This is a genomic window from Stenotrophomonas sp. 59, from assembly GCF_030291095.1.
Taxonomy (GTDB): Bacteria; Pseudomonadota; Gammaproteobacteria; order Xanthomonadales; family Xanthomonadaceae; genus Stenotrophomonas; species Stenotrophomonas maltophilia_Q.
Map to the genome: position 1 here is coordinate 763,605 of NZ_CP127408.1, position 17,512 is coordinate 781,116.

Below are 17,512 nucleotides of genomic sequence, written 5' to 3' on the forward strand. Positions count from 1 at the left end.
CGCTGCCACTCGATCACTCTTCAGGCGAAGGCGGGTTCGACGCCAGCAGTTCCAGATGGCGCTGTTCCATTTCCTGGCGCAGCTGGCGGCGGATCTGCGCGGCGGCCTGGCGGCGCTTCTCGTCGGATGTGGCCGGCTGCAGGGGCGGTACCGGCGTCGGCCGGCCTTCCTCGTCCACCGCCACCATCGTGAAGAAGCAGCTGTTGGCGTGGCGCACGCTGCGCTTGAGGATGTCCTCGGCCACCACCTTGATGCCGATTTCCATCGACGAGGTGCCGGTGTAGTTCACCGAGGCCAGGAAGGTGACCAGTTCGCCCACCGCGATGGGCTGGCGGAACATCACCTGGTCCACCGACAGAGTGACCACGTAGCTGCCGGCATAGCGGCTGGCACAGGCGTAGGCCACCTGGTCGAGCAGGCGCAGGATGGCGCCGCCGTGGACCTTGCCGGAGAAATTGGCCATCTCCGGCGACATCAGCACGGTCATGGACAGCTGGTGGGTTTTCAGTTCGGTTGGCATGGGGCGATTGTATCGGCAACCGGTAGTGCCGGCCGCTGGCCGGCAACCACGCGATTGTTTCCGGAGACCATGAAAAAGCCGGCCAGCGGCCGGCTCTACCAGAAAGCGGAAGGGCCGCTCGCGCGGCCCTTCGTGTTTCTTACTTCAGCTTCGCATCGGCGCGCAGGGCGGCGGCGCGGTCGGTCTTCTCCCAGGAGAAGGCCGTGGCGTTGACGGTCTCGCCTTCGCCGTTGAGGTAGCTGAATTCCTTCGGCTTGCGGCCGAAGTGGCCATAGGCCGCGGTCTGCTGGTACATCGGGTGCACCAGGTCCAGCATCTTGATGATGCCGTACGGGCGCAGGTCGAAGTGCTTGCGGATCAGCTTCTCGATCTTGTCGTCGCTGATCTTGCCGGTGCCGAAGGTGGTGACCGAGATCGAGGTCGGCTCAGCCACGCCGATGGCGTAGGAGACCTGCACTTCGCAGCGGTCGGCCAGGCCGGCGGCAACCACGTTCTTGGCGACGTAGCGGGCAGCGTAGGCAGCCGAACGGTCGACCTTGGACGGGTCCTTGCCGGAGAAGGCGCCACCACCGTGACGGGCCCAGCCGCCGTAGGTGTCGACGATGATCTTGCGGCCGGTCAGGCCGCAGTCGCCCACCGGGCCACCGATCTCGAACTTGCCGGTCGGGTTGATGTGGAACTTGGTGCCCTTGTGCAGCCACTTGGCCGGCAGCACCGGCTTGATGATCTCTTCGCGGACGGCCTCGATGAGGTCCTTCTGCTTGATGCCCGGGGCATGCTGGGTCGACAGCACCACGGCGTCGATGGCCGAGACCACGCCGTTTTCATAGCGCAGGGTGACCTGGCTCTTGGCGTCCGGACGCAGCCACGACAGCGGCGAGTTCTTCTTCTTGCGGATCTTGGCCTGCTGCTCGACCAGGCGGTGCGACAGGTGGATCGCGGCCGGCATGTAGCTGTCGGTCTCGTTGGTGGCGTAGCCGAACATCAGGCCCTGGTCGCCAGCGCCCATTTCTTCCGGCTTCTTGCGGTCCACGCCCTGGGCGATGTGCGGCGACTGCTTGCCGATCAGGTTCAGCACGCCGCAGGTGGCGCCGTCGAAACCGACGTCGGAGCTGTCGTAGCCGATGTCCGTGATGACCTTGCGGGTCAGGGCTTCCAGGTCGATCCAGGCGCTGGTGGTGATTTCACCGGCGACAATGGCAACACCGGTCTTGACCATGGTCTCGCAGGCCACGCGGGCGCGCTGGTCCTGGGTCAGGATCGCGTCCAGCACCGCATCGGAGATCTGGTCGGCAACCTTGTCCGGATGGCCTTCGGAGACCGACTCGGAGGTGAAGAGATAGCTGGACATCAGGCGTAATATCCCTTGATTCGGATGGAAAGATGGGCGCGCATGATACACGGGGTGCGTCGCCTGTGCATTGTGAACCTGTACCGGTTGCCGGTGGTTAAGCCCGCGTAGGCCCGGCAAGGGCCGTCCTGACGGGATTGGGCCCCAGCCTCGAGGCCCAGTGTTCCACCAGCGTGACAACGGGCGGGGTGGCCAGGGGGCCGGTTGCGGCCCCGCCCCGGGCGGGCCGACCGTCATCGTTCTGCCCCAGAACCGCCATCTGGCTGCCGTCTGCCGGGCGCAGGCTGTCGGCCAATCCGGCCGCCGGGCATGAGTGGATCCGCCATGCAGGAACTTGAACAGCGTCTCCAGCAACGCTTTCCCGATTGGTTCCATGGCCGTCGTGGCCAGCTGGCGCGGCCATTGCTGCGCAGCGTCGGGCGCTGGTCGCGGTTGGACCAGATCGAAGCTTTCCTGCAGCGCAGTGCAGGATTGCGTGGATTCGGCTTCGTCGCTGCCGGGCTGGAGTTCATCGATGGCCAGTACCAGGTGGACCCGGCCGCTCTGGCGAAGATCCCGGCCACCGGCCGCCTGCTGATTGTTGCCAATCATCCGTCCGGGGCGCTGGATGCGCTGGCGCTGCTGGACGCGGTCGGCCGCATCCGCCGCGATGTGCGGATCGTGGCCAACGACCTGCTGGGGGCCATCGCGCCGCTGCAGGACCTGCTGCTGCCGGTGCGCATCCTCGGCGGCAAGGCCCAGCGTGGCAGCCTGCACGCCGTGGAGGAGGCGCTGGCGGCCGAGCAGTGCGTGATCGTATTCCCGGCTGGCGAGGTCTCACGCCTCTCGCTGCGCGGCATCCGCGATGGCCGCTGGCAGCGGGGGTTCGTGCGCTTTGCCCGCGCCGCCGGTGCGCCGGTGCTGCCGGTGCGGGTGGAGGCGCGCAACTCGGCGCTGTTCTATGGCGCCTCGACCCTGTTCAAGCCGGCCGGTACCGCGCTGCTGGCGCGCGAGATGTTCACCCGCCGTGGCCGTCCGCTGCGCCTGTGCATCGGTGAGCCGATGCAGCTGGGCAAGGGCGGTGACCCGGGCGCGCAGCTGTTGGCCGTGCGCCGCGCGCTGTATGCGCTGGGCCGTAATGGGGCGGCGGGCGATGCCGCTGCTGTTGCAGGTCCGGAGCCGCTGGCGTCGCCGGTACCACCTTCGCAGGTTGCCGCCGGCATTGCCGCAGCCACCCAGCTGGGCCAGACCGCTGACGGCAAGCAGATCCTGCTGGCGACCTGCAGCGCCGATTCACCGCTGCTGCTGGAACTGGGCCGCCTGCGCGAGCTGACCTTCCGCCAGGTAGGCGAGGGCACAGGGCGCAGCCGCGACCTGGACGATTACGATCCGCGGTACGAACACATCGTGATCTGGGACGCAGCCGCGCAGCGCATCGCCGGCGCCTACCGGATCATGCGCGGCGCCCAGGCACTGGCCCGGCACGGCCTGTCCGGGCTCTACAGCGCATCGTTGTTCCGCTATTCCGACGACGCCATCACCCACATCGCCGAAGGCCTGGAACTGGGCCGCAGCTTCGTGGTGCCCGATTACTGGGGCAGCCGCAGCCTGGACTACCTATGGCAGGGCATCGGCGCCTATCTGCAGTGCCGGCCCGGCATCCGCTACCTGTTCGGTGCGGTGTCGATCAGTGCGGCGCTGCCGCGCGATGCGCGCGAGCAGCTGGTGGCGTACTACCAGCGCTACTACAGTGGCACCGCCGGTCTGGCCGAGTCGAACCGGCCGTTCCAGTACTTCGCCGCGCCGCCGAGTTTCGGCGAACTGGATGCCGGTGCTGCGTTCGATGTACTGAAAGCCAACCTGGCTGCACTCGGCACCGGCGTGCCCACGCTGTACCGCCAGTACACCGATCTGTGCGAACCCGGCGGTGCGCGTTTCCTGGCTTTCGGCGTCGACCCGGACTTCAGTGATTCGATCGACGGCCTGATCGAAGTGGACCTGTGCGCGATCCGGCCGAACAAGCGCAAACGTTATCTGCGCGACGCGGGGACGCCGGCATGAGCACGCTGGCGAACCTGTCGCCGCACCGGCGCGCAGTGTTCGTCTCCGATGTGCACCTGGGTTCACGTCATTGCCATGCCACCGAGCTGGCGCGGTTCCTCGCGCAGCTGCGCTGCGAACGGCTGTACCTGGTCGGCGACATCATCGACCTGTGGTGGATGGCGCATCGCCGCGCCAATTGGCGGCAGTCGCACAGTGAAGTCATCCAGGCCCTGCATGCGCTGCGCCGTGCCGGAACCGAGATCATCTACATCCCCGGCAACCACGACGCATCGCTGCGCCACGTGTGCGGGGTGATGCTGCCGGCGATGCAGGTGCGCCGCCGTGCCATTCACGTGACCGCCGATGGCCGCAGGTTGCTGGTCGCACACGGCGACGAGTACGACGGCGTGACCCACTTCGGTGGCCTGCAGGAGAAGTTCGGCGACTGGCTGTACTACCGCATCCTCACCGGCAACCAGGCCTTGAATGCAGTGCGGCGCAGGCTGGGCATGCGCTACTGGTCGCTGTCGGAGTTCCTGAAAAAGCGCAGTGGTGCGGCCGAACGCTACATCGAGCGCTTCGTGCAGGCCGGGCTGGACGACGTGCGCCGGCGTGGCCTGGATGGCATCGTCTGTGGCCATATCCACCGCGCCGCGCTGGTCGAACGCGACGGCCTGGTCTATGCGAACGATGGTGACTGGGTGGAAAGCCTGACCGCGCTGGTCGAAGACCACGACGGCGCGCTGCGCCTGCTGGACCACAACGGGCAGACCCTGGTGGAGCTACCGGGCGCGCGCTTGTCACAGGCGGCGTAACCCGTTTCCGTAGAGTCGACTGTTAGTCGACTATCGCGCGTAGCGCGTGGTGTCCGCAGCCTGATGGAAGAGCAGTCGACTAACAGTCGACTCTACAGAAACGGTGTCCGGGAGTGAGACGGCACGCCCGTAAGCCGCTAGCATCGGCCCATGGATTCCCTGACCCAGATCGTACTTGGTGGCGCCGTCGCCGCTGCCATTGCTCCGCCCGGCCATCGCCGTGCGGCACTGCTGGCCGGTGCCGCGCTCGGCACTCTGCCGGACCTCGACGCGCTGTGGCTCGGCTTCACCGCCACCGACCCGGTAGCGAACATGGTCGAGCACCGCAGCTTCAGCCATTCGTTGCTGGTGCTGCCCTGGGTGGCGGCGCTGATCTGGTGGTTGTTCAAGCGCTTTGGAAATGGCCGGGTCGCGCAGTCACCGGTGCGCTGGTTCTGGGCGATCCAGCTGGCGCTGGTGACCCACCCGGTGCTGGATGCGTTCACTGTCTATGGCACCCAGTTGTGGTGGCCGCTGCGGCCACATCCAACCATGGGCTCCAGCGTCTTCATCATCGACCCTGCATACACTGTGTGGCTGCTGCTGGGCTGCGTAGTGGCCTGGTTCGGTCGTGCGCGCCCCTGGGTCGGCAAGGTGCTGGGCGTGTCACTGCTGGTCAGCAGCGCATACCTGGGCTGGGGCCTGATCGCCAAGGCGCAGGTCGACCGCGTCGCGCAGCAGAGCCTGGCCGCGATGGGCCTGGCCGATGCGCCGCGCTTCTCGGTACCGATGCCGTTCAACACGCTGCTATGGCGGGTAGTGGCGATGACGCCCAATGGCTACGTGGTCGGAGACCGCTCGCTGGTCGCCGATCATGGGCCGATGCAGTTCGAAGGCCATCCCTCCAACGTGCAGGCACTGCGCGAGGCGCAGGCGATTCCGGCGGTGCAGCGACTGCAGTGGTTCAACCGCGGCTTCATGCGTGCGCAGGTCGTTGACGAGCGCCTGGTGCTGAGTGATCTGCGCATGGGCCTGGAACCGGATTACACCTTCAACTTCGCCGTGGCCGAACAGGTGGGCGGGCAGTGGCGGCCGATCGTGCCCGAACAGCTGCGCGTGGACTACAGCAGCCCGGCAGCACGCGCCGACGCCGGGCGCCGGCTGGCCGCGATGTGGCAACGCATCTGGCACGAGCCGGCAGCATCCGCGACCGGCGCTGCGCACCCGTAGATCCACGCCATGCGTGGATGGCGCGAACAACAGCCACGCAGGGCGTGGCTCTACTGCGGCTGGCGGTTGAGCTTGATCGAACGGTTCAGCACCTGGCGCGGCACGTTGGCGATGTCAAAGCCAACGAACGCCAGCAGGAACTGCAGCCCGGAGATCAGCGCGACCATGGCGATCATGATGGTACCCACCGGCGTGGCGACATCGGCCTGGGCCGACCGTACCCAGTGGTACAGCCCGAACAGCCCCCCGAAGGCGAGCAGGCTGCTGCCGGCGATCAGCTCCAGCGACGCGATGCTGAGGTCGCGCAGGAAATAGTTGTAGGCAATGCGCTTGAGCGTGTTGCGCAGGTGCTTGAAGGTGAACTCACCCAGGATGCGACCGATGCGCAGGTTGCTGGTTTCGTCGCCGTAGTGGGCATCCATTGCCACATCCTGCACGACCGCGCGTACGGTGTTCAGTCGGAACAGCATGTCGGTCTCGAAGAAATAGCGGTCGCTGACCGCCTCGAGTTTCAGGTGGCTGGCGACCTTGGCATGGATGGCGGTGTAGCCGTTGGTCGGATCGAACACCTGCCAGTACCCGGACGAAGCCTTGGTCATGAAGGACAGCAGCAGGTTGCCCAGGCGCCGCACCGGGGGCATGCGGCGGATGTGGGTCAGGTTCCAGAATCGGTTGCCCTTGGTGTAGTCGGCATGGCCGTCGGCTATCGGCGCGACGAAGTCCATCAGCAGCGCCGGGTCCATCTGCCCATCGCCATCGACCTTGACCAGAATGTCCATGCCATCGGCGATGGCCGCGCGGTACCCGGTCTTGATCGCGCCGCCGACGCCGAGGTTGTGCTGATGGAACAGCACGGTGATGCGCGGGTCGTTGGCTTCGGCCTGGATCAGGCGGCCGCTGCCGTCGGGGCACGCATCGTCCACGCAGTAGATCGCCGTTACCGCATCATCGATCGCCGCCAGCACGGACAGCACGTGGCGGGTCACTTTGTAGCAGGGGATGATCACGGCGATCCGAGCCGGCGTGGATGCGGAGGGCGAAGTGGTGGTCATCGGATTCATGGGGCTGGGTGGGCCAGCAGGGGTTTTGCCGGCAGTTCCACCAGATCCCCCTGGAGCACCCGTGGTGCGTCGCCCTCAGGTGCTACGGTGATGTGGTGGTAGCGGTTGAAGGTGAAGTTGAACTGCTCGTCGGGCAGGGACGGGAAGTAGCGGCGGAAGTAATCCATCTGTGGCAGGTACAGCACATGGTTCACGGCGGGAATGCCAACACCCGGCAGGAGGGCCCCGAACCCACCGGGAGCCACCAGCGCGCCTTCGGTCGTGGTGGCTGAGCCGCGGGCCTGCAGGGAGTGCAGGACGGCAGTGCGGTCCATTGCGAAGATCGGGCCGGCCGGCTGCACGGGATTGAACAGGCCGTTGCCCAGCAGGTTGGCCAGCGCGGCCGTGGCCAGCACCAGGCTCGCGGCGTGAACCGACAACTGCGGGCGCCGCACGGCGACGGCGAGTGCGGCCAGGCACAGGTAGGGAATGGCATCGGCAGCGCTGTGCAGGCGACTGAACTGGCCTTCACCGAACAGGAACTTGGCCAGGCTGCCGACCATCAGCAGCGCCGCCAGAAGCAGCAGGCGCCAGCGCTGCAGGCGCACGCCGCAGTGCACCAGGATCATCGCGCAGGCGATGTTGAGCAACAGGCCGAAGGCCAGCAGTGCGCGAGCGGGGGGCACCATCGACAGGGTGGTCAGTTTGCCAACCACGGCAGGCACAGGCAGGAAGATCCAGCAGGCGATGAACAGCAGGCCGGCGGCCAGGATCAGCAGGGAGCTGCGATGGCTTTTCGCCCATTCACGCAGCCGTGCGCCATCGGCCAGCACCAGCGTGAACAGCGGCAGCAGGCTGCCCAGCACCGCGATTTCGCAATCGTTGGATGCCTTGAACAACGGCAGTGGGGCGAACCGGTAGGTCATCAGGTTCGGGAAGAGGTGCGCGAGCAGGCTGGTCAGGCCGACACCGCCACCGGCGCTCTGGCGCTGGCCGGGGTACACCGTGTTGCGGACGATCGGGATGATGTCGTGGAAGTAGCCGACGAACACCGCCAGTGCGATCGCGCCTGCGATGGCGGCATCGACCAGACGTACAACGGTGATGGCATCGCGCCGTACCGCCAGCACCAGCACTGCCAGGGCCAGCACCGAGGAAATGATGAAAGGCGGGTAGGACACCGCGATCAGCCATGCCGCCAGTGCATAGGCGCAGGCCACGATGCGCAGCGCGCGATGGCCGATGCCCAGCCATGCCACCGCAGCCCAGGGTGCCAGCGCGAAGGCACCGGCATTACTGGTCCACCAGACCTGCACGAACGGCGCGAAGAACAGCGTGGTCGAAACCAGTACTGCGGCTAGTGCCGGCATCCGCAGTTGGCGCAGGAGCAGGGCCCATCCGCTCAGGAAGGCCATGGCCATGAACATGAAGAAGAACGAATAGGCGTTCGCTGCAGGCAGCATGAAGAACGCCCAGTGGTACGGCTTGAACAGCAGCCCCCAGTCCTGCAGCGGCAGCGCCTGGAAGGTGCGCAGTGACTCGTGGTATGCCGAGTGCGCATTGAACTGCCCGAAGTCGTTGTTGACCGCGATCTGGATGTACGGCGTGAACACCATCCATTCGTCGGTGCGGATGTAGCGGGCGGTACCGAGCAGCGGCTGCTGCGGGGTCAGGCCGAGGTACTCGTAGGCCAGCGAGTAGGAAGAAGGCGTCAGTGCGAGCGCGACATACAGGATGCACAGCAGCGCCATGATCCCGGCAAGCAAGCGAACCTGGCCAGGGCGAAGCCCGCCCGTCTGGCCCGGGTCCTGGGCAGGGAAAGGCGTTCGGCCGTTGTCGTTCATCATGCTCCCGCAGGTCAGGTCCATCCGCGCGCGACAGGCTCACGCACCGATGCTCTGCTGCCGCACGGGGAGAGGCCCCGGCACGCGCCGTTCCGAGGCCGGGACTGCGGGATTCTAGCCGGTTGCTGCCGGAGCCGCAGGCCACCCTGTGGCGAGGACCGGCCTCAATACACCGTCGCGCGGCCCTGCACGAACGAATAGAAGAACACCGCGTTCGGATCGTTCTGCACCAGCCGGAATTCACGGCGCATGCCTTCCACGGTTTCCTCGTCCACCGAGCCGGCCTGCAGCAACTGGTCTGCCGCCGACAGCAGCAGCTGTTCCCAGAACGCGATCATTGTCTTGCGACGCGCCGGTTCACGGTTGTCCAGGTGGATGGTCTTGATCTCGGTGTGCACGTCGCGGAAGCCACCGGCCAGCAGCAGGTTGCCCAGCTTGGCGCCGACGAACGGGTCGCCCCCGTGGTCGTACTGGAAATCGTTGAAGGCCATCCAGTAGCGCCAGATATGCGGCGAATACGGGTCGAGCAGGAACGAGGCGTTCATCACCTCGGTGATGTAGACCGGCGACCCCGGGGCCAGCACGCGACGCACTTCACTCAACACGCGTGCCGGTGACGGAACGTGTTCCAGCACCCAGCACAGGAACGCCGAATCGAAGCTGCGCGCCTCGAAGGGCAGTTCGCCGGCGTCAGCCTGTTGCAGGGTGTAGCGGTCGCTGCACCATGGCGTGCGCGACAGGTTCTCGCGTGCAGTCTCCAGCTGGGTCTCGCTCAGGTCCACGCCGGTCACGTGCAGTTCCGGGAAGCGGCGCAGCAGGATCTCTGTCTGCGCACCCACGCCGCTGCCGACTTCCAGCAGGCGTCGCGCGCCGCTGTAGTCGATCTGGCCGAAGATGCTCGATTCCAGCAGGCGCGCCTGGGTCATCAGGCGCTGCTGCTCGGTGCCGGAGAACCCGTGCAGGTAGGTCGGGGAGGAGATCGGCGGGGTCATGACGGCGGGCTCTTGTAGCGTCGAGCTGGCTCGACTGTTTGGAAACGCGGGGCTGGCGGCTCAGGCCGCCGAAGGCAGCGCCGGTTCCCCGGCGATCAGGCGGTCGAAGTACTCGGTGGTCAGTGCGATCTGGCTCTGCGGATCTTCTGCACGGTTGACCACTGCTCGGAAGGCGGCGTTCTCTGGCCGGTCCTTGGCATACCAGCCCAGGTGCTTGCGCGCGATGCGCACGCCCTGGGGCTCGCCATAGAACGCATGCAGTGCGTGCAGGTGGCCAAGCAGGATGTCGCGTACTTCCGCCAGTGACGGTGGTGGAAGTTCCTCGCCGGTGGCCAGGTAGTGCGCCACTTCGCGGAAGATCCACGGCCGGCCCTGCGCCGAGCGGCCGATCATCACCGCGTCCACGCCGGTTTCCTTCAGGACGCAGGCGGCCTTCTGCGGCGAATCGATATCGCCGTTGGCGATCACCGGAATGCGCAGCGCGGCCTTGATCTCGGCGATGGTGCCGTACTCGGCCTGGCCGGTATAGTGCTGGTCGCGGGTGCGGCCATGCACCGCCAGCGCCGCGATGCCGCTGTCCTCGGCGATGCGCGCGATCAGCGGGCCATTGCGATGGTCGCAGTCCCAGCCGGTGCGGATCTTCAGCGTGACCGGCACGTCCACCGCGTTGACCACGGCTTCGAGGATGCGAGCCACCAGCTGCTCGTCGCGCATCAGCGCCGAACCCGCCCAGGCGTTGCACACCTTCTTGGCCGGGCAGCCCATGTTGATGTCGATGATCTGCGCGCCGTGGTCGACGTTGTAGCGCGCGGCCTCGGCCAGCTGCTGCGGTTCGGTGCCGGCGATCTGCACACTGACCGGTGCCGGCTCGCCGTCATGGTCCATGCGGTGGATCGACTTGCGCGTGTTCCAGAAGCGCGGGTCGCTGATGGTCATTTCCGAGGCGGCCAAACCCGCGCCCAGCCGTTTGCACAGCAGGCGGAAGGGCTTGTCGGTGACGCCGGCCATGGGCGCCAGCACGACGTTGGGGGCAATGGTGTACGGGCCGATCTGCATGCGCCCATTGTAGGGCGCGGGCGGCGGCACGGTTGTGTCGGCGGCCTCCGGGTTCAGGCCGATCAGCACCGACCTCATGCCGTACCGGCATCAGCAGATGCTTGACGGTTGCTGCCACCGCCCCCACGGGCGGGCGATAGTGGGTGGCTGGGTGGGCCGGTAACGCGCATCCACGCATGGCGTGGATCTACCACGGCCTCCTCGGTCGCTTCCCACGTGGGTGGGACCACCCGCCGGTAGATCCACGCCATGCGTGGATGGAAGACCCACAAAAAAGCCCGGGCATCTGCATGCCCGGGCTTCTTCATCCACGCACGGCGTGGATTTACTTTGCTTCGGAATCGGCCGGGGTGAAGCGCGGCATTGCTGCAGCGGCGCCTTCCTTCTCGGTCGAACGGCCGGCGAACTGGTTGGCGAAGCGCACGTGGCGGGCGAACGGGGCGTCGGCCACCTGCGCCAGCGACGCGGCCAGCGCACCGTTGAAGGCGTCACCGGCACCGGTGGTGTCGATGGCCTGCACCTGTTCGGCACCGACACGGTAGTACGGCTGGGTATCGCCGCGCAGGTTCTCGTCGGCATGTGAGACGAACACGCCCACCGAACCCAGGGTCACCACCACCGTGCCGTTGCCGACCAGCTTGCGGCACAGCGCATGCAGGCTGGCGCCATCCAGCGCGGCGACGTCGTTGGCATCCACGCGCTCGCCGACATGGCGGCCGAGCAGGGCGGCGAACTCGGTCTCGTTCGGGGTGATCACATCGGCCAGCTTGAGCAGGCCGATGGTCGAGGGGGCATCGGCCGGTGCGGTGTTGAGCACCGTGGTGACGCCGGCCTCGCGGGCCGTGGCCAGCGCCGCTTCAATGGTCTGCACCGGCGATTCCAGCTGCACCAGCACCACCTTGGCGCTGGTCAGCAGGGCCTGCTGCTGTTGCAGGAAGTCGGTGCTGAGCGCGGCGTTGGCGCCCGGGCCGATCACGATGGTGTTGCGGCCGCGCGCGTCCACATAGATGCCGGCGGTGCCGGTGGGCTCGCTGCTGGCTTCGGCGATCAGGCCGAAGCCATCCTGCGCGGCCAGCTCGCGTGCGGTGGCGCCACCGGCGTCATCGCCCAGCGCGCACACGAAGTGCGTCTCGGCGCCGGCACGGCAGGCGGCCACGGCCTGGTTGAAGCCCTTGCCACCCGGGCCGGTGCTGTAGCGGCCGGCAATGGTCGCACCCGGTGCCGGCAGCGACTCGCACCGCCACACGTGATCGACATTGAAGGAACCGACGACAACGACACTGCTGCTCATAGGGAATCTTTTCTCAACCAAGGGTTCAACTGAAGTGCGTCAGCACGCCGGCGATGGTCGCCGTCATGAAGGTGGCAATGGTACCGCCCAGCACCGCGCGCAGGCCGAACTTGGCCAGGTCGTGGCGACGTTCCGGGGCCAGGCCACCGATGCCGCCGATCTGGATCGCGATCGAGCTGAAGTTGGCAAAGCCGCACAGCGCATAGGTCGCGATCAGGCGGCCTTCGTCGGACAGGGTCACGCCAGCCACCTGGCCGTTCACGATCTGCGACAGCTCGGTGTAGGCCACGAACTCGTTGATCACGACCTTCTGGCCGATCAGCGAACCGACGGTGGTGGCATCGGCCCACGGGGTGCCGATCACCCAGGCGATCGGGGCCAGCACGTAACCGAAGATGGTCGACAGGTTGGTCGGCTTGCCGATCATCGCGGCCAGGCCGGTGACATCACCGATCCAGGTCAGCGGGGCGTTCAGCAGCGCGATCAGTGCGATGAAGGCCAGCAGCATCGCGCCGATGTTCAGCGCCAGCTTCAGGCCGTCGCCGGCACCGGCTGCAGCGGCATCGATGATGTTGCTGGAGGTCTTCTCCACTTCCATCTTCACCGTGCCGCGGGTGAGCGGGGTGCCGGTTTCCGGAATCAGCAGCTTGGCCACGACCAGGGTGGCCGGCGCGGCCATGATGCTGGCTGCCAGCAGGTGCTTGGCGTAGAACGCCTGCTGCACCGGGTCGCCGCCGCCGAGCATGCCCACGTAGGCCGCCAGCACGCCGCCGGCGATGTGCGCCATGCCGCCGATCATCATGGTCAGCAACTCGGACTGGGTCATCTTGGCGATGTACGGGCGCACGGTCAGCGGCGCCTCGGTCTGGCCGATGAAGACGCTGGCGCAGACACTGGTGGTTTCCGCACCGGACACACGCATCACCTTGGTGATCGCCCACGCCATCACGCGCACGATCGCCTGCATGATGTTCAGGTGGTACATCACGCCCATTAGCGCCGAGAAGAAGATGATGGTCGGCAGCACCTGGAAGGCGAAGATGAAGCCGTAGTTCTTGGTGTCCATCAACGAGCCGAAGATGAAACCGGAACCCTCGTTGACGAAGCTCAGCACCTTGACGAAGCCGTGGCCCAGCGCATCGAACACGTCGCGCCCGCCCGGCACCAGGATCACCAGCGCCGCGAAGGCGATCTGCAGGGTGATACCGGTGGCAACCAGCTTCCAGTCAACCGCGCGCTTGTTATTGGAAAACAACCAGGTGATGCCGATCAGCACCGCCAACCCGAACAGGCCGAAGCCGATCCTGCCCAAACCTTCGACCATGTGAGTGACTCCCCTGGGGCGTCGCGAAAAACGGGAAGCCTAGTGCAGGGCCGGGGCCGGGGCAAGGAAAAGCAGCGTGCGCGCACCCATCGGTACCGATCAGGCCAGCAACGGCAAGGGCTTGCGGCCGGCGGCGACAGGTAGAATGGGGATCGATCCCGGCCCGGATGCGGGCCCGCAGCAGGAGATTTGCATGCAATACCGTCGCCTGGGCTCCACCGGCCTGCCGGTTTCCGCCCTTTCCTTCGGCGCCTGGGTGACCTTCGGTGACCAGATCCCGCGCGATGAGGCCCGCAACCTGGTGGCCGCCGCCTGGGATCATGGCGTCAACTTCTTCGACAACGCCGAGGGCTACGCCAACGGCCGCGCCGAACAGGTGATGGGCGACGTGATCAATGACCTGCGCCTGCCGCGCGACGGCTTCTGCGTGTCCAGCAAGGTGTTCTTCGGCAGCGCCAAGGACCCGCGGCCGACCCAGCGCGGCCTGTCGCGCAAGCATGTGACCGATGCCTGCCATGCCGCGCTCAAGCGCCTGCGGGTGGATTACCTGGACCTTTATTACTGCCACCGCCCGGATCCGGACGCGCCGATCGCCGAGACCGTGCACGCCATGGATACCCTGGTGCGGCAGGGCAAGATCCTCTACTGGGGCACTTCCGAGTGGTCGGCGGTACAGATCCAGCAGGCGCTGGATTTCGCCGAAGGGCACAACCTGCAGGGCCCGTCGATGGAGCAGCCGCAGTACAACCTGCTGCACCGCGAGCGGGTGGAGGTCGAGTACGCACCGCTGTACGCCCGCGCCGGGCTGGGCACCACCATCTTCTCGCCGCTGGCCTCGGGCCTGCTGACCGGCAAGTACGATCAGGGCATTCCGGCCGATGCGCGGCTGGGCCGGGAAGGCATGGAATGGCTGCAGGACCTGGTGCTGGGCACCGACGCCGAGGCCCGCCTGGGCCAGGTGCGCCGCTTCAGTGAAGTCGCACGCGCGCTGGGCCAGGCCCCGGCCACGCTTGCCATCGCCTGGTGCCTGCGCAACCCGAATGTCTCCAGCGTGATCCTCGGCGCCAGCCGGGTCAGCCAGCTGCTGCAGAACCTGCAGGCGCTGGAGGTGCTGGAACAGGTCGATGCGGCCGGCTGGGCCGAGGTCGAAGCCGTCTTCGGCTGAACCCCGGGGCCGACCGGGCCTGGTGGGCCTCGGTCGGGCCGGCTCGGGCGAGGGATCGGGATTGGGATTGGGATCGGGATTGGGGTCGGGATCGGGATCGGTAGAGTCGACTGTTAGTCGACTGCTTCGAATAGTCGACTGCTTCGAATAACCGACTGCTTCGAGCAACAGCAGTCGACTGACAGTCGACTCTACAAATCTGAGTCGTCATTCAATTGACAAAATCTATCGAATTTGCGAATTCGATCATTAATCTCATCAATCAAATTGAGAATGGTTGTTGATTGTCAACTGAGAATCATTATCATTTAACTCGTCCCTCGCACGAGTCCAGATGCTCATGAATGCTCAACCTGTACTGCTGCGCCCCGAAACGCTGACCCTCCGCGATCGTCCGGTCCGCGTCGTTCCGCCGGAAGAGGTCATCGACAGCGAAGCCCTGCTCAAGGGCCGTCGTGAAATCCTGATCCAGCACGGCGACCGCTTCTATCGCCTGCGGCACACCAGCAACGACAAGCTGATCCTGACCAAGTAATCGCGGTCTGGTCGCCCGCCTCCCTCCCTCCTGCCGGCTGCGCCGACAGGGTGGGCGACCCGTCCGCTCCCGCTCTCTCCCCCTCGGTCTACCGCGTGCACCTTCCGGGTGTGCCGGTAACCGGGGGTTCCCCTGCCTGACCGAACGAACCCGATGACCCGCCATACCGCCCTTTGCCTTGCTGTCTGGATGGCGCTGCCGCTGTCCGCCTACGCTGCCACTGCTGCCAGCGCCGCGCCCGATGCGCGCGAATTCGATCGCGTGCAGGTCACCGCCACGCGCACCGAACGCGCGGTCAGCGACGTCGCCGCTACGGTCGACGTGATCGACCGCGAGCAGATGGACCGGCACCTGGTGCAGGACATCAAGGATCTGCTGCGCTACGAGCCGGGCCTGTCGGTCAGCCGCAGCGCCGCGCGCTTCGGCCTGGGCAGCATCCGTATCCGTGGCCTGGACGGCAACCGCGTGCGGGTGCAGACCGATGGCATCGCGATGCCGACCAGCTTCAACATCGGTTCGTTCTCCAACGCCAACCGCAACTTCACCGATCTGGACACGCTCAAGCGCGTGGAGATCGTGCGCGGCCCGGCCAGCTCGCTGTACGGTTCCGATGCGCTGGGCGGCGTGGTCGCCTTCGTCACCAAGGATCCGGCTGATTACCTGAAGGACGGCAAGGACAGCTACGTCGGCCTGAAGTTCGGCTACGACGGTGAATGGAAGGGCCTGCTCGGCGGTGTCACCACCGCGTTCGGCGGCGAACACTGGAGCGGCATGGTCAACATCAACCATCGCCAGGGCCAGGAAACCGACAACAAGGGTGACGTGCGCAGCAACGACAACACCCGCACCGCCGCCAACCCGCAGGACCGCGACGGTCGCAGCGGCCTGGCCAAGCTGGTCTATGCACCGAGCGAGGACCAGCGCTTCCGCCTGACCGTGGAAGGCAACGAAGACAAGACCGAGACCAACGTGCTGTCTTCGGTTGATCGCACCACCACCACCGGCATGAAGGCGCGCGACAAGCAGAACCGCACCCGCGTGTCGTTCGCGCATGAAATGGATGCGCTGGACAAGGCCTTCGCCGACAGCCTGCACTGGCAGGTCTACACCCAGCACAGCGAGACCACCCAGGTCACCGACGAGGACCGCGCCAACCGCAGCCGTCGCCACCGCGAGTTCAATTTCGACCAGCGCGTGTACGGCCTGCAGGCGCAGTTCAACAAGGCCTTCAGCACCGGCAGCGTCGAGCACGCGCTGACCTATGGCTTCGAGGGTGCACGCACCGAGATCCGCCAGAAGCGCGATGGTTTCCAGGTACTGGCCAACGGCCAGACCAGCACCACCATTCTGCCCGATGCGTTCCCGGTACGCGATTTCCCGATCAGCAAGACCACCGAGCTGGGCCTGTATGCGCAGGATGAAATGCGCATGGCTGGCGGCAAGCTGTCGCTGGTGCCGGGCGTGCGCGTGGACCGCTACGAGCTGAAGCCGGAAGTGGACAACATCTTCGCCGAGGACAATCCCGGCGTGCCGGTGGCCAAGCTGACCAAGACCAGCGTCTCGCCCAAGCTCGGCATGGTCTATCGCTTCACCGACGAATGGTCGCTGTTTGCCGGTTACTCGCACGGCTTCCGCTCGCCGCCGTACAACGACGTCAATCTCGGCTTCACCAACTTCGCCTTCGGCTACACCGCCATTCCCAATCCGGACCTGAAGCCCGAAACCAGTGATGGCATGGAACTGGGCCTGCGCTTCCTGTCGCCGGCTGCCTACGTCAGCGTCAGCGGCTACTACAACGAGTACAAGGACTTCATCGAGTCGCAGTCGCTGGTCGGCACCAATGCGCAGGGCCTGATGGTGTTCCAGTCGCGCAACATCGCCGACGCCCGCATCTACGGCGCTGAACTGAAGGCCGGCGTCGACTTCGGCCAGATCAGCCCGACCCTGCAGGGCTGGGCGCTGCGCAGTTCCGTGGCCTGGTCGCGCGGCGACAACAAGACCGAGGACACCCCGCTGGATTCGGTCGACCCGCTGCGCGGCACCGTCGGCCTGATGTACGACACCGATGCCTGGGGTGTCGAACTGGCCGGCACCTTCGTCAAACGCAAGGACCGCGTCGCCTCGGCCACGGTGTACCGCCCGGCCGGCTATGGCGTGGCCGACCTGATGGCACATTGGAACTTCGCCCCCGGTGCGACCTTCAACGTAGGCGTGTTCAACCTGGGCGACAAACGTTACATCGATTGGTCCAACGTGGGTTCGACGCTGTCGCCGACCAGCCGCGTGCTGGATCGCTACACCAGCCCGGGCCGTACCTTCTCCGCCAGCCTTGCCGTTTCCTGGTGACC

General features: G+C 66.3%; 14 protein-coding genes. 6 read left to right on the top strand and 8 right to left on the bottom strand.

Going from position 1 to position 17,512, the window contains the following annotated elements:
- Nucleotides 1-13: 13 nt before the first annotated feature.
- Entirely contained in the window at nt 14-520 is a 507-nt protein-coding gene (locus tag QP552_RS03350) for an acyl-CoA thioesterase (protein ID WP_106549236.1), read from the bottom strand.
- A 139-nt stretch (nt 521-659) separates the two neighbouring features.
- A complete protein-coding gene (gene metK, locus QP552_RS03355) occupies nt 660-1,871 on the bottom strand; it encodes a methionine adenosyltransferase (protein WP_010481882.1) in 1,212 nt (403 codons plus the stop codon).
- A gap of 324 nt (nt 1,872-2,195) precedes the next feature.
- On the opposite strand from metK, the gene QP552_RS03360 reads away from it, so the two are divergent.
- From QP552_RS03360 to QP552_RS03370, 3 genes are all read left to right on the top strand, one after another.
- Complete coding sequence (locus tag QP552_RS03360) at nt 2,196-3,911, top strand: lysophospholipid acyltransferase family protein (RefSeq protein WP_106550142.1); 1,716 nt, start codon at nt 2,196-2,198, stop codon at nt 3,909-3,911.
- Nucleotides 3,908-4,708 carry a UDP-2,3-diacylglucosamine diphosphatase gene (locus QP552_RS03365; RefSeq protein WP_286074992.1) on the top strand — a complete coding sequence of 267 codons (801 nt, stop codon included), beginning with the start codon at nt 3,908-3,910 and terminating at the stop codon, nt 4,706-4,708. Before QP552_RS03360 ends, QP552_RS03365 begins: the two co-directional genes overlap by 4 nt.
- Nucleotides 4,709-4,858: 150 nt before the next feature.
- Complete coding sequence (locus QP552_RS03370) at nt 4,859-5,917, top strand: metal-dependent hydrolase (protein ID WP_286074993.1); 1,059 nt, start codon at nt 4,859-4,861, stop codon at nt 5,915-5,917.
- 50 nt (nt 5,918-5,967) lie between these two features.
- Here the strand turns inward: QP552_RS03370 and QP552_RS03375 are convergent, their stop codons facing one another.
- From QP552_RS03375 to QP552_RS03400, 6 genes are all read right to left on the bottom strand, one after another.
- Entirely contained in the window at nt 5,968-6,978 is a 1,011-nt protein-coding gene (locus QP552_RS03375; protein ID WP_049459457.1) for a glycosyltransferase family 2 protein, read from the bottom strand.
- The gene (locus QP552_RS03380; RefSeq protein WP_286074994.1) at nt 6,975-8,708 is read right to left on the bottom strand and encodes a hypothetical protein; all 1,734 of its coding nucleotides are present in this window, start codon (nt 8,706-8,708) and stop codon (nt 6,975-6,977) included. Before QP552_RS03380 ends, QP552_RS03375 begins: the two co-directional genes overlap by 4 nt.
- Nucleotides 8,709-8,965: 257 nt before the next feature.
- Entirely contained in the window at nt 8,966-9,793 is an 828-nt protein-coding gene (locus tag QP552_RS03385) for a class I SAM-dependent methyltransferase (protein WP_049428873.1), read from the bottom strand.
- Nucleotides 9,794-9,853: 60 nt separating this feature from the next.
- Nucleotides 9,854-10,849, bottom strand: a complete 996-nt coding sequence (dusB, locus tag QP552_RS03390) for a tRNA dihydrouridine synthase DusB (RefSeq protein ID WP_111111071.1) — start codon at nt 10,847-10,849, stop codon at nt 9,854-9,856.
- A 325-nt stretch (nt 10,850-11,174) separates the two neighbouring features.
- The gene (locus tag QP552_RS03395; RefSeq protein ID WP_111110975.1) at nt 11,175-12,140 is read right to left on the bottom strand and encodes a ribokinase; all 966 of its coding nucleotides are present in this window, start codon (nt 12,138-12,140) and stop codon (nt 11,175-11,177) included.
- A 25-nt stretch (nt 12,141-12,165) separates the two neighbouring features.
- A complete protein-coding gene (locus QP552_RS03400) occupies nt 12,166-13,464 on the bottom strand; it encodes a nucleoside transporter C-terminal domain-containing protein (protein ID WP_106550136.1) in 1,299 nt (432 codons plus the stop codon).
- Between the two features lie 193 nt (nt 13,465-13,657).
- Here QP552_RS03400 and QP552_RS03405 point away from each other — a divergent pair, with 193 nt between their 5' ends.
- The 3 genes from QP552_RS03405 (at nt 13,658) to QP552_RS03415 (ending at nt 17,510) form a co-directional block, all read left to right on the top strand.
- Nucleotides 13,658-14,629: an aldo/keto reductase gene (locus QP552_RS03405; protein ID WP_286074995.1), complete on the top strand. Its 972-nt coding sequence runs from the start codon at nt 13,658-13,660 to the stop codon at nt 14,627-14,629.
- Nucleotides 14,630-14,969: 340 nt separating this feature from the next.
- On the top strand, nt 14,970-15,164 hold the full coding sequence (locus QP552_RS03410; RefSeq protein WP_005412278.1) for a hemin uptake protein HemP: 195 nt from the start codon (nt 14,970-14,972) through the stop codon (nt 15,162-15,164).
- A 189-nt stretch (nt 15,165-15,353) separates the two neighbouring features.
- A complete protein-coding gene (locus tag QP552_RS03415) occupies nt 15,354-17,510 on the top strand; it encodes a TonB-dependent hemoglobin/transferrin/lactoferrin family receptor (protein WP_286075900.1) in 2,157 nt (718 codons plus the stop codon).
- The last annotated feature ends 2 nt before the right edge of the window (nt 17,511-17,512 follow it).

Coding starts and splice junctions, on each gene's coding strand:
- QP552_RS03375 (WP_049459457.1), bottom strand. CDS start 6,978: ATGAATCCGATGACCACCACTTCGCCCTCCGCATCCACGCCGGCTCGG.
- QP552_RS03385 (WP_049428873.1), bottom strand. CDS start 9,793: ATGACCCCGCCGATCTCCTCCCCGACCTACCTGCACGGGTTCTCCGGC.
- QP552_RS03395 (WP_111110975.1), bottom strand. CDS start 12,140: ATGAGCAGCAGTGTCGTTGTCGTCGGTTCCTTCAATGTCGATCACGTG.
- QP552_RS03370 (WP_286074993.1), top strand. CDS start 4,859: ATGGATTCCCTGACCCAGATCGTACTTGGTGGCGCCGTCGCCGCTGCC.
- QP552_RS03365 (WP_286074992.1), top strand. CDS start 3,908: ATGAGCACGCTGGCGAACCTGTCGCCGCACCGGCGCGCAGTGTTCGTC.
- QP552_RS03405 (WP_286074995.1), top strand. CDS start 13,658: ATGCAATACCGTCGCCTGGGCTCCACCGGCCTGCCGGTTTCCGCCCTT.
- metK (WP_010481882.1), bottom strand. CDS start 1,871: ATGTCCAGCTATCTCTTCACCTCCGAGTCGGTCTCCGAAGGCCATCCG.
- QP552_RS03415 (WP_286075900.1), top strand. CDS start 15,354: ATGGCGCTGCCGCTGTCCGCCTACGCTGCCACTGCTGCCAGCGCCGCG.
- QP552_RS03400 (WP_106550136.1), bottom strand. CDS start 13,464: ATGGTCGAAGGTTTGGGCAGGATCGGCTTCGGCCTGTTCGGGTTGGCG.
- QP552_RS03380 (WP_286074994.1), bottom strand. CDS start 8,708: ATGGCGCTGCTGTGCATCCTGTATGTCGCGCTCGCACTGACGCCTTCT.
- QP552_RS03360 (WP_106550142.1), top strand. CDS start 2,196: ATGCAGGAACTTGAACAGCGTCTCCAGCAACGCTTTCCCGATTGGTTC.
- QP552_RS03350 (WP_106549236.1), bottom strand. CDS start 520: ATGCCAACCGAACTGAAAACCCACCAGCTGTCCATGACCGTGCTGATG.
- dusB (WP_111111071.1), bottom strand. CDS start 10,849: ATGCAGATCGGCCCGTACACCATTGCCCCCAACGTCGTGCTGGCGCCC.
- QP552_RS03410 (WP_005412278.1), top strand. CDS start 14,970: ATGAATGCTCAACCTGTACTGCTGCGCCCCGAAACGCTGACCCTCCGC.